13 protein-coding genes are annotated in these 12,266 nt (G+C 40.6%); 10 read left to right on the top strand and 3 right to left on the bottom strand.

Annotation, left to right across the window (positions count from 1 at the left end; translation table 11 throughout):
• The 3 genes from ACYQ03_RS14400 (at nt 1) to ACYQ03_RS14390 (ending at nt 3,457) form a co-directional block, all read left to right on the top strand.
• Nucleotides 1-714, top strand: a complete 714-nt coding sequence (locus ACYQ03_RS14400; protein WP_459910614.1) for a hypothetical protein — start codon at nt 1-3, stop codon at nt 712-714.
• A gap of 302 nt (nt 715-1,016) precedes the next feature.
• A complete protein-coding gene (gene uvsE / locus ACYQ03_RS14395) occupies nt 1,017-1,985 on the top strand; it encodes a UV DNA damage repair endonuclease UvsE (RefSeq protein WP_459910613.1) in 969 nt (322 codons plus the stop codon).
• A 149-nt stretch (nt 1,986-2,134) separates the two neighbouring features.
• Nucleotides 2,135-3,457, top strand: coding sequence for a replication-associated recombination protein A (locus ACYQ03_RS14390; protein WP_459910612.1), 1,323 nt, complete (start codon nt 2,135-2,137; stop codon nt 3,455-3,457).
• 126 nt (nt 3,458-3,583) lie between these two features.
• Here the strand turns inward: ACYQ03_RS14390 and ACYQ03_RS14385 are convergent, their stop codons facing one another.
• The 3 genes from ACYQ03_RS14385 to ACYQ03_RS14375 form a co-directional block, all read right to left on the bottom strand.
• Complete coding sequence (locus tag ACYQ03_RS14385; RefSeq protein WP_459910611.1) at nt 3,584-3,883, bottom strand: hypothetical protein; 300 nt, start codon at nt 3,881-3,883, stop codon at nt 3,584-3,586.
• A 132-nt stretch (nt 3,884-4,015) separates the two neighbouring features.
• Nucleotides 4,016-5,929: an ABC-F family ATP-binding cassette domain-containing protein gene (locus ACYQ03_RS14380; protein WP_459910610.1), complete on the bottom strand. Its 1,914-nt coding sequence runs from the start codon at nt 5,927-5,929 to the stop codon at nt 4,016-4,018.
• A gap of 136 nt (nt 5,930-6,065) precedes the next feature.
• Nucleotides 6,066-6,569: a hydrogenase maturation protease gene (locus tag ACYQ03_RS14375; RefSeq protein ID WP_459910609.1), complete on the bottom strand. Its 504-nt coding sequence runs from the start codon at nt 6,567-6,569 to the stop codon at nt 6,066-6,068.
• A gap of 18 nt (nt 6,570-6,587) precedes the next feature.
• Between ACYQ03_RS14375 and ACYQ03_RS14370 the strand changes: the two genes are divergently transcribed.
• From ACYQ03_RS14370 to hypE, 7 genes are read left to right on the top strand one after another with little or no spacing between them, the layout of a single operon-like run.
• The gene (locus ACYQ03_RS14370; protein WP_459910821.1) at nt 6,588-7,541 is read left to right on the top strand and encodes a hydrogenase small subunit; all 954 of its coding nucleotides are present in this window, start codon (nt 6,588-6,590) and stop codon (nt 7,539-7,541) included.
• Between the two features lie 31 nt (nt 7,542-7,572).
• A complete protein-coding gene (locus ACYQ03_RS14365; protein ID WP_459910608.1) occupies nt 7,573-8,967 on the top strand; it encodes a nickel-dependent hydrogenase large subunit in 1,395 nt (464 codons plus the stop codon).
• 12 nt (nt 8,968-8,979) lie between these two features.
• Nucleotides 8,980-9,225, top strand: coding sequence for a hydrogenase maturation nickel metallochaperone HypA/HybF (locus ACYQ03_RS14360; RefSeq protein WP_459910607.1), 246 nt, complete (start codon nt 8,980-8,982; stop codon nt 9,223-9,225).
• Nucleotides 9,226-9,243: 18 nt separating this feature from the next.
• A complete protein-coding gene (gene hypB, locus ACYQ03_RS14355) occupies nt 9,244-9,882 on the top strand; it encodes a hydrogenase nickel incorporation protein HypB (RefSeq protein WP_459910606.1) in 639 nt (212 codons plus the stop codon).
• A gap of 25 nt (nt 9,883-9,907) precedes the next feature.
• Nucleotides 9,908-10,126, top strand: coding sequence for a HypC/HybG/HupF family hydrogenase formation chaperone (locus tag ACYQ03_RS14350; protein ID WP_459910605.1), 219 nt, complete (start codon nt 9,908-9,910; stop codon nt 10,124-10,126).
• Entirely contained in the window at nt 10,123-11,226 is a 1,104-nt protein-coding gene (gene hypD / locus ACYQ03_RS14345) for a hydrogenase formation protein HypD (protein ID WP_459910604.1), read from the top strand. Before ACYQ03_RS14350 ends, hypD begins: the two co-directional genes overlap by 4 nt.
• A gap of 15 nt (nt 11,227-11,241) precedes the next feature.
• Entirely contained in the window at nt 11,242-12,258 is a 1,017-nt protein-coding gene (gene hypE / locus ACYQ03_RS14340; RefSeq protein ID WP_459910603.1) for a hydrogenase expression/formation protein HypE, read from the top strand.
• Nucleotides 12,259-12,266: the final 8 nt, after the last annotated feature.

The following is a 12,266-nucleotide window of genomic DNA, read 5'->3' as shown; positions in this document are numbered from 1 at the left end:
ATGATAAGAGATAGCAAATCATTTATAATTGGGATTATCATGTTACTATCCTTCATGGGTGTTTATGCCTATATGATGAGTCCCTCCTTTGGTAACGGTAGAAATGGTTTGGAATTTGCCGATGACTTGTTTAACTCCATTTCTAAAGGATCTGCCCAAGAAGTTGTCCAGGGTGAAGTGAAAAAAGCCGAAAAATGGAATGGTACAAATATTGAGATAAACCTTACCTGTAAGGATGAAAATCAGGCCGCAAGATGGTCCGATGCCTTGCAAAAGGTAGATGGCACAGTAGTTACGGTGGATAAAGAAAAACTTTCTTTAAAAACTGATTTGGGGAAACTGTTGGCTAACATTTCTGAAGACTGCTTAGCAATGTATGATAACAAAGGTGATGTTGTGCAGCAGAAATACAATACTGATCCTAGGGATGCAACTAACCGTTGGTACAGTATTAGTAAAGCCATTGCCAAGGAGCTTGAAAAACAGGAGAATTTCAAAGAATCTATTTACCTGCAAACCTACCAGAAGAAAGTTATCGAACCTGCTTATAACTACTATGGGGTAGAAACCAAATTTGTTAAAGATAATAAAGGTGTTATGACCTTCATGTTAATCTTCTATATGATTTATACCATCTGGTATGGTTTTGCAATCTACTACATCTGTGGCGGCTTTGGCATTACAATGACCAAGAGTGCCAAAAAAGAAGCGTAACCATGAAAACACCCTGCCTGCCAGGGTGTTTTTTTTATTTTGCATATTAACCCCCTATGACCCAGTCACAAACCATTGATGAAAATATAGCGATCCATAGGTGATAGTGCATCAGTGGGGGGATAATGATAGCACTTGCTAATTCTTAAGGTTAGTGCCCTAATAAGCCCAAGGCCCATGGCCTTTTCCAAGGTATTAAACTGAAGGCTGACGGCTGTTTCATACTAGCAATAAATCTTAGATGTTTAACTTCCAAGGAGTCTGATAAAGCTAAAACAGATTATTATTTAGGAGTGGTCTTGGTGATCGTTCGCTTTGGTTATGTAGCTATGTCAATGGAACTGGAAAACTGTTCACCTTCGAAAACAGTCACTTTAAAGAATTTTACCCAACTGGCAGCGGTGGATAGGGAAGTAGCCAAAGCCAAGTTAACCAAGGTTTCTCAACAAAACCTCCGAAATACTTTGAGATTACTTAAAAATAACAAAGCAAATAAGGTAATGATTTACCGTTTTTCCAGTAAGTTAATACCGTTGGCTACTCACCCCGATTTAAGTGATTGGGATTATCTTGTGAATTTGGATAGTTATTTTAAAGAAATAGGGGATTATGTAAGGCAAAACCATTTTCGAGTATCCTTCCATCCAGATCATTATACATTAATTAATTCGCCTAAAGCAGAAGTGGTGGAGGCTTCATTGATCGACCTGAATCATCATCATAACATGCTGAGTCAAATGGGATTGGGGAATCAAGCAAAACTTGTTACCCATGTAGGAGGTGCCTATGGAGAGAAGAAACTATCTTTACGCAGGTTTGTGGAGAACTGGACTAAGGTTTCTAAGGCCATACGAGATAGAATAACAGTCGAAAATGATGATAAAACCTACACGGTTTCAGAGGTGTTGGAACTATGCGAGGAACTATCTTTGCCAATGGTACTGGATTTGCACCACTTTATATGCAATCATGAACCAGAGGAAGACATTATTCTGTTATTCCCACGCATTAGTGCAACTTGGCAGGGAACTGGATTAAATCCTAAAATTCATATTTCCAGTCCAAAGAGTGAAAAAGACTTCCGCAGCCATCATGATTATGTCAACCCTGATGACATCAGGCTTTTTTTGTTGGGAATAAAGGATCTAACTTCGCACTTAGATGTTATGGTGGAGGCTAAACAAAAGGATAAAGCTATGCTTAAACTAGTCGAAGATTTGGGCACCTTTGCTGGGATAAGAAAGTTAAATGCTAGCTCCGTTGAGGTGTAGTTGGTAGAGCTGAGTCAAAAGGCTGATGTTTTCTGTTGAATAATGATCTGATAAAATAAATGTGACTAATCGTTAATTATATACTCCGCCGAAATGGTACCTCACAATCATGAATGGTTATTAGTAACGTAAGTTAAGAAGGTGATTATATGGATTTATTTAGTTCATCCAGAAGTAGCTTACAGGCTGCTCCTTTGGCAGAAAGAATGCGTCCACGGAACCTGGATGACTTTATTGGTCAGGAACATATAGTAGGCAAGGGTAAGTTGTTACGTCGTGCCATTGAAGCTGATAAACTGGGTTCCATAATATTATATGGTCCTCCAGGAAGCGGCAAAACAACACTTGCATCTATTGTCTCAGAAATGACAAAAGCCAACTTTGTTAAAATAAATGCCGTATCTGCAGGGGTGGCTGAAATTCGGACAGAAATAAAAAAAGCCAGAGATAATTTAAATTTTTATGGCAAGCGATCTATTTTTTTTATTGACGAGATACATTCGTTAAAAAGAGGGGCACAACAGGATTGCCTACTGGAAGCAGTGGAAAAAGGGGAAGTTATTCTGATCGGAGCAACCACAGAGAATCCTTATTTTGAGATTAATAGTGCTTTGTTAAGTCGTTCAAGGATATTTGAATTTGCGGAGCATACTGAAGATGATTTAAAAAAACTTGTATTTCGGGCCCTTAAGGATGAAGAACATGGCCTGGGTTTATACAAAGTGAAACTTACCGAAGAAGCCATAACACACTTCATTGAGATGTCTGGTGGCGATGCTAGAAATGTATTAAATGCCTTGGAATTAGCAGTATTATCCACAGCACCAGCCAATGATAACTATCGCCATATCACCCTTGAGGCGGCCGAGGATTCCACACAACAGCGTTATATTCGCTATGACAAGTCAGGTGATAACCACTATGATGTGATTTCTGCCTTTATTAAGAGTATTCGAGGCTCAGCACCAGATGCGGCCCTGCACTATTATGCAAGAATGACAGCAGCAGGAGAAGACCAGCGGTTCATTGTTCGTCGCTTAATTGTCCATGCCTCAGAAGATATCGGTATGGCTGATCCCCAGGCGATGTTAATGGCTCACGCAGCATGGAATGCGCTGGAAACCGTGGGCATGCCCGAGGCCCGCATTCCCATTGCCCAATGTATTATTTATTTAGCTACGGCACCCAAAAGCAATAGTGTCATAGCAGCCATTGATGAAGCTATGAAGGATATTAAGAATAAGGCAGTTGGCAGAGTGCCACTTCACTTAAGGGATACCCACTATAGAGGAGCTGAGGAACTGGGGAATAGGGGATATAAATACCCCCATAGCTACCCTGGTCATTATGTGGAACAGCAGTATATGCCAGATGTTTTACAGGGAGCAAGCTATTACAGGCCCACTGAGCAGGGCCGAGAAGTAATAATAAAAAGGCGGCTGTCCCTAAAAAAACAAAATAAAGACATATAATAAAGGGAACGACACGGGGGTCGTTCCCTTACAATCTGATCATTGCGTTATATCTGTTAAATTTGAATGTCAAGAAGTGTCGCAGCTACTAAAAAGTAGTTTTGCGACACCTCCATGGGTTGGTTATTATTTTACAAACTCCACAGAACCACCGGCGCTGCGGATGGCGTCAAACATATCCTTCAAGGAATTGTTTTTATGTTTACCCAGAATGGGTAGACGCACGATTAAGCAAATACCAGAAGGAGAAGCTACCTCAATTAGATTAAGGAGATTAATGACTGCTCCTGCAGGAATATTAATACGGATCAGTGTACCTGGTAATTGGGGGCATCCATCAACTGGTGGAAAAGTCTTTCTGTCTTCAAAGAAATCTTCATGGTCAAAGAAATCGGGCTTTTTAACATCATACTTTCTGTCACTCATAAAAAATCCCTCCATTTACTTTTTATACCACATAATATGATTTGGATGGGATAGTGTGACAATATATCCAATTTTTATATAAAATTTGAAACTTGTGTAAAAAATGAAAAAGAATAACCACCCCTTGGGTGGTTATTCTGCACTTTCAGTTAGTGCCATCCATTCTTCAAGTAGATTATCAATTGTAGTTTTTTTTCGGTTGAGATCTTCGCTTAACTCCAGGCAGGCTGTATAATCCTTGGCGATTCCAGGGTCTGCTAATTTTGCTTCAATTTGTGCAATGTCTGCCTCATTTTGTGCAATTAACTGTTCCAATTCCTCAATTCTTTTTAACCTTTTTCTTTCAACCCGTTGCAATTCCTTGCTTTCTAAATAACTTTGCTTACTAGCCGGGGTTTTAACAGATATAACCTTGTTATCCTGAACTGTAACCCTTTCAGCTTTTTTTTCAAGATAATAATCATAATTACCTAAAAAACTTTCAACTCCAGTGGGGGTTAACTCGACAATTCGGCTGGCCATTTTATTTAGAAAATAGCGGTCGTGGGAAACAAATAAAATGGTTCCAGGATAGTCTATAAGGGCACTTTCCAGGACTTCACGACTTAATATATCAAGGTGGTTAGTGGGTTCATCTAGGATCAATAGGTTTGCTTTTTCCAACATTAATTTGGCCAAAGAAAGCCTAGCCTTTTCACCGCCACTGAGGTCACCTACATTTTTATAAACATCATCCTCCCGAAAGAGAAAATTACCGAGAACGGTTCTTACGTCCTTTTCATCCATGAGCTTATAATCATCCCATAATTCATCAAGCACTGTCTTATCTGGGCGGAGTTTTTCCTGCTGTTGAGCATAATAACCAATACTTACATGGGTACCTATTTGAATAGTTCCTTCCTTAGGGGTGAGTTGACCTATGATGGTTTTCAACAAAGTAGATTTGCCGATGCCGTTAGGCCCTAGAAGGGCAACACTTTCACCGCGTTCTAAAGAAAAATTAATATTCTTAGCCAATTGGCTGTTAGGGTAACCAATGCCTAAATTAGAAACAGACAAGACATTTTTGCCACTGGGACGCTTAATCTCAAAGGAAAAATAAACTTGCTTTTGTTTACTTATGGGAGCTTCAATAAGCTCCATTTTGTCTAGTAACTTTAAGCGGCTCTGGGCCCTTCGGGTGGTGGATGCCCTTACCATATTACGCTGGATGAAGTCCTTTGCTTTGGCGATTACTTCCTGTTGATGTTCAAATTGTTTAAGTTGTGTTTCCTGTTGCTGAGCCTTAAGATCAATAAAACCGGAATAATTTGTATGATATGTGGTGGCATTTCCATACTCCAACTCAATAATCCGGTTTACCACTTTATCTAGAAAATAACGGTCGTGGGAAACAACCAATACAGCCCCGTCATAGGTTTGTAAATGCTGTTCCAACCAGGATAAGGTCTGAATATCAAGATAGTTTGTGGGTTCATCCAGAATTAGTAAATTTGGTTTAGATAAGAGATTTTTCGCCAAAGCTAACCGGGTTTTTTGACCACCACTTAATAACGATATTGGCGCATTATAGTCTATATCAGAAAAATTAAGTCCTTGTAAAACACCACGAATTAATGAGTGATAACTGTAACCCCCTAAATCACGGAAAGCATCCGAGAGGTGGGCATACTCTTCCATAATTTGTTGATAGGTTATAGAGTTATTATTCTGGTCCTGACCCATTTTCTCTTCCAGTTGCCGAAGTTGTTGCTCCATAGCTATAAGATTCTGGAAGGCCAATAGCATTTCATCATAGATAGATCTTTGAGAGTTTAGACCGCTATCCTGGGCTAAGTAGCCAATGGTTAAATTGGATTGTTTGAAAACCTCTCCACTATCGGGAGTTAGTTGAGAGGTTAAAATTTTTAACAGAGTTGATTTTCCAGCACCATTTATACCTACTAGCCCAAGTTTCTCATTGTCCTGAATGGAGACAGTTATGTCTTTGAGGACTTGTTTTACACCAAAGTATTTAGAAACATTATTTGTCTGTAGTAGAATCATTTTATATTCCTCCAGTATAAAAGTTTATCCTAACTGGAGGGGTGTGACAAGAAGAGTATTCACTCTTCTTGTGAAGAGAAAGGTTTTTTTCTGTTATATCATTAAAAGATTCTGGATGAGAATTTACCTTAGTTATCTAGCTTCGAAATGTTGAATCTATGTTTCTTATCAGCCTTTGAACCTCAGTTTTAATCTCGGTAATGATTTTTGGCATTGTGTTTTTAACCACCATTGATAATTCCTTGCCAAAATCTAACTGTTCAGGCTCCACCCCGTAAATAGTTATTCCTTCTGGTAACCCGGTAATACCTCTAGTCCACTTAATAATGGTTGGTAGTGACATGTCGTGAGCATCCTGGTTAGGATAATCCATAACATCTTCCATATCCAGTCGGTAAACACATCCCGGAGGGCCCCCTGCCCCAAGGGCGTCAATGATTATAACTTGCCTGGCTTGACTAATTTCCCAAAGGTAATTGATAATTGACGTTCCCACGTCAATTATCCGTACATCGTGAGGCCACTCCATTTTTTCTAATTCCTCTACCACAAAAATGCCAATTCCGTCATCGCCCATGAAGGGGTTACCCAATCCCAGTATTAGGATTTGATAAGTTAGGTTCTTTTGAATGTTATTCATAATACATATATATAAGGGATTATTAATTTTAGGAGTAGAATTATGCAAAAAGAAGATTTTATAAAGGGCTGTCGGGAATTGACTGCAGGACCAAGCTATCAGCTATCTGAATATGTACTTGCCGCAGTTAAAGATCATAGAACGAGTAAAACCAACAAGAAATTACCTGTGATTTGGCTTGAAACCAACGACAGCGGTGATAATAACATAGCCTTCATGAACACAACTTACCCTTATTTGGGGCAAGTTTTTACAGACCTAATCGATCTTTTATATAGTAATACATTTATGGCAGCTCAGGGAAAGGATGCCCTTAATATTCTGGAGCAAACTGCTGTTAAACTCCAAGGTAAATTTACTCTAGTTGTGGAAGGTGCGGTTCCCCTAAAGGATAATGGTCTTTACACAATTATTGCCTGTACAGATGACCGCAAACTTACAGCACTTGACGTAGTGACTTGGTTAGGCCCACTGGCGGAGCACGTAATTGCTTTAGGAACCTGCGCCAGTTTTGGTGGTGTTTCAGCTGCCAGGCCTAATATCACAGGCAGTGTAGGAGTTCGTAAGGTTTTAAATAGAGAGGTTATTAATGTCAGTGGGTGTCCTATTAACCCCGATTGGTTCGTGGGCACTTTGGCCCATCTGCTGTTATTTGGTAAACCAGAATTAGATGACTTAGGGCGTCCAACACTTTTCTATGGGTTTACGGTACACCGTCATTGCCAGCGACGTTCCTACTTTGACCAAGATCAATTTGCCAAGAAATTGGGGGATATTGAATGTATGTTTTCCCAAGGGTGCGTAGGGCCTAAGACTGGTGCTGATTGTCCTTACCGGCTATGGACAAATCATGTAAATTGGCCTGTTAAGGCTAATACCCCCTGCATTGGTTGTACTAATGAAGATTTTCCAGATGGTTCCACTCCTTTTTTTACCCCTCTACCGAAGAAAAATAAGAATAAAGAAGAGTAAGTAACTCCTCGGGTACCGGAAGGAGATAAAAATGACTAAAAAGAGAATCATGTTTAGTCCTGTAACCAGATTAAGTGGTTTGTTATCTGTTGAGATAGTGATGGATCGGGGCAGGGTGTCGAATGCCAATGCCAGTGGAACAATGTATAGGGGCATTGAGTATGTAATGAAGGACCGGCATGTGACCGATGCAGTATACATGACCCAGAGGGTTTGTGGCATTTGCTCACTGGCCCACGGTGCAGTGGCCAGTTACCTGCTTGATGAGCTTTATGACAATGAGCTTTCAGAGAATGCTCAATATTTAAGAAATATCATGCTGGCAGCAGATTTTTTACAAAACCATATTCGCCACTTTTATTTTTTTAGTTTACCTGATTATGCAAAAATGCCAGACCAGCCGCCTTTTCAGGGTCAGAACTTAAAGGATGGACGCTTATCTGTTCAAGATAATGCCCGCCTGGTGGAACATTACTTTCGCTCTGTGTTAGCTTCCCAGGAATGTCATCAATTACTAACGTTATTTGGTGGCAAGGCACCAAATCAACATAGCTTTGTTCACGGTGGAGTGGCAGTTGCCCCTACTGCCGATAAAATTAATCAAGCAATGGCTTTAATAGGAAATGTGCATCGCTTTGTTAAAGAATGTATCATACCGGATACTGAGTTGATTTCCAGGGTCTATAGCGACTACTTCAAACTAGGGCAGACACCAAAAAGATTGCTATCCTTTGGTATGTTTCGTTTGGGTTCAAAAAACCAGCAAAATCTTTGGCAGGGAGGTGTATTAACAGGCAATCAGATTAGTATACCTAATCTTCAATTAATTAGTGAGGATGTTACTAATTCCTGGTATCTTCCGGTAGATGGAGAAACACTACCTGCTCCCCACAAGCCCGGAGCTTATACCTATATTAAAGCTATGCAGTATGCAGGACAGCCCATTGAAGTGGGTCCTCTGGCCAGAATGTTGATTAACGGCTTCTACCGTGGGGGAACCTCAACTATGGATCGTATTAATGCCCGCTCCCTTGAAACACTCCTTATTACAGAGTTGGTAATTGAGTGGTTAGGGAAATTGGTTTCCGGTCCACCACCTATCCAGCAAAAAGAGAGGCTTGTAAGGGAACAAGCTGTGGCGGCCACAGACGTTATGCGTGGTACCCTGCTACATGGAGTTAACTTGAGGGGTGAAAATGTGGAGAAATACAAAATTATCACACCCAGTAACTGGAACTTTTCTCCCAAGGATAATAAAGGACAACTGGGGCCTGTTGAAGCTGCCTTGATTGGCACAGTAATTCCGAATCCTGATTTAGTTAATACAGTATTGGGAAGAATAATTCGTTCCTTTGATCCCTGCATCAATTGTGGCACCCATGTTATGAATGCAAAGGGTGACGTAACCCATAAGATTATTATTTGAGGTTGTTAAAAAATGCATGAAGTTTCTCTTATCCATGGTTTGATTGAGCTAATTACAACCAGTGCCTCAGAACATGGTATCAAACAAATATCCCTAATTAGGTTGGTTGTAGGAGAGTGTCATGGAGCCTTACCGAAGGCATTGGATTTTGCCTTCCAAGCTTTAACCCGTGATACAATTTGTCAGGGAGCGATCTTGGAACTGGAGATAACTCCAGGTTGGGAGTTATATGTAGATTATTATGAAGGAGAATGTTGAGATAAGGAGTGGACTCCCATGAAAGTTATTTTAGCTAAATCCTTACTAAAAGCTAATAGTGATGTGGCTAAATTAAATAAAGATAGGCTAGATGGATGTAAAGTAAAGGCCATAAACCTTATCAGTTCCCCGGGCACCGGCAAAACCACACTACTCGAAAAGGTTTTAGAATTGTACCCAGGGAAAATGTCGGTAGGGGTTATAGAAGGGGATATTGCCACTATTCGGGATGCCGAAAGAATTGCTACCAAGGGAGTGCCAGTTGTCCAAATTAATACCCAGGGCATCTGCCACTTAGATGCCAGGATGATAGAGAAAGCACTGGGAGAATTACCACTGGATCAATTGGAGCTAGTGATTATAGAAAATGTAGGCAATCTTGTTTGTCCTGCAGCCTTTGACTTAGGTGAACATGAAAAAATAGCACTCTTAAGTGTTACTGAAGGGGATGATAAGGCTGCTAAATACCCCCGTGTTTTTGAAGCAGCAACAGCAGTAATAATAACCAAAGCAGATTTACTTCCCTATATAGATTTTGACCTTAATGCCTGCCTTAAGGAACTGCTTCAAATAAACCCTCGGCTTAAAATATTTGTTACCTCAGCAAAAACAGGCTCGGGTTTAGCTGAATTTGTGAGCTGGCTTTTTGACGAATAAAGAGTTAATAATGGGGGATTAACATATGTGCCTAGCAGTACCGGGAAGGGTGGTTAAAGTTAGAATTGGAGAACCTTGGGCCGTGATCGAGGCCTTCGGGGTAAAACAAAAAGTTGGTACGCAGCTAGTTGGTGAAGTGGCTGAGGGTGATTATTTAATGATTCATGCAGGTTATGCCATTGAAAAACTTGATATGGAGATAGCCCAAGAGCAAATTCGCTTTTTGAAGGAACTATTGAGATGAAAATTGAGTATATAAACAATCTGGATATTGCAAGGCAGTTGGTCCAACGTGTTATTTTTTTGGGACAAGAACTTAGGGAACTACTGGGCAGGCCTCCTATACTGATGGAAGTCTGTGGTACACATACAGAGGCATTTTCACGTTTCGGACTTCGTAGTCTACTAAAGGATGTCCTAGAACTGAGAAGTGGCCCAGGCTGCCCGGTTTGTGTAACTGCTCAGGAAGATATAGATTTTATACTCGCCCTTACTAAAATCCCAGGGGTAACAGTAGCTGTATTCGGAGATATGATGAGAGTACCAGGCAGTTTTTCAAGTTTAGAGCAGGAACGGGCCTGTGGTGCCCAGGTGAAGATTATTTTTTCACCTAGGGAAGCTTTAAAACTAGCTCGGGTAAATCCCGGGAGGCAGGTGATTTTAATAGCAGTTGGCTTTGAGACTACTGCCCCCCTAATATCACTAACCCTTGAGGAAGCTTCTGTTGAAGGGTTCACTAATTTTAGTATTTTATCTCTACATAAGTCAGTGGAACCAGTATTACACATATTATTAAATGATGCTGAACTTGCAATAGACGGATTTCTATTACCTGGCCATGTGGCTGCCATTACAGGTAGCCAAGTTTTTAATTTTTTAGCAGAACAATATGATAAGCCAGCAGTGGTAGCAGGTTTTGAAATACTGGATATCTTGGGGGGTGTCTACAGCCTGCTTAATATGTTGCGGTCAAGCAGTCCGAGAGTCGTCAATGATTATGCTAGGGTGGTACGTGATCAGGGAAATCTTAAGGCTCAGGGTTTCATTAATAAGTACTTCTATTTAGAAACTGCAATTTGGAGGGGCTTTGGCAGTATTCCTGCCAGCGGCCTGCATTTACGTCGCAATTATGAACAGTTCGATGCCAGAAAGAAATTTAAGTTAAACCCAGTACATTCAGTGATCAGGAATACCTGCCGCTGCGGCGAAATATTAAAAGGTAAAATAATGCCTAGTGAATGCTCATTGTTTGCCAAAGACTGTACACCTACTGCTCCAGTAGGGCCATGTATGGTTTCCTCAGAGGGCACCTGTGCTAATTACTATCGTTATGAACGGTTATAAATATGGAGTGATGTTATGAATCAAACAACTTCGGAGGTAATTTTATTATCCCACGGCGATGGTGGTGCCCTTACAGCAAAACTCATAGATCAGCTCTTCCATAAATATTTTACCAGTACAACCTTGAAGAACCAGGGGGATGCAGCGATTGTAGCAGGGAAACAGGGGCGTCTAGCCATAACCACCGATTCCTTTGTAGTGACTCCGGTTTTCTTTCCCGGTGGAGATTTAGGTAAGCTTTCTGTCTATGGAACTATCAATGATTTGGCGGTCAGCGGTGCTAAACCCAAGTACCTAACTGCCGCCTTTGTTTTAGAAGAAGGTTTACCAATGGCTACCCTGGAAAGAATAATATCCTCAATGGCTGAAGCTTGTTGTGAATGTGGTGTGGAGATTATTGCTGGGGATACAAAAGTTGTTGAACGTGGTCAGGTTGATAAAATATTTATTACAACAACAGGTGTTGGCTGGATTAATGAGAGTACCAACTTAGGTTATCACCGTGTTGCTCCGGGTGACTCGATAATTGTTAACGGTACCCTAGGAGACCATGGTATAGCAATCCTTACGCAAAGACTTGATTTAAATCTTGAGAATCAAATATTCAGCGATTGTGCGCCTTTAGAGGGTGTCGTTGGTGAACTATTACAAGCTTTCTCCGGTATCAAAATTATGAGGGATCTAACTAGAGGAGGTTTGGCCACTGGACTTAAGGAAATTGCTTTAGCCTGTGGTGTAGATGTTTGGCTGGAAGAAGGTAAAATACCTATTTCAACCCAAACGCAAGGAATTTCTAACTTCCTAGGTCTCAACCCGCTTTATATAGCTAACGAAGGTAAATTTACCATGTTCGTTGCTTCTGGTCAAGCGAATTCAGCACTCAAGCTATTACAGCAACATCCTTTGGGAAAGGGTGCCAGCATAATAGGTGAGGTAAAGGCTGGTAAAGGTAATGTATATCTAAAAACAATCCTGGGTGGAACCAAAGTTCTTGATTTAATGGCTGGTACCCCTTTGCCAAGAATCTGTTGATAGAGAAA

The sequence above is a fragment of the Desulfotomaculum defluvii genome (assembly GCF_054657375.1).
This window is presented reverse-complemented; position numbering and strand designations above follow the sequence as displayed.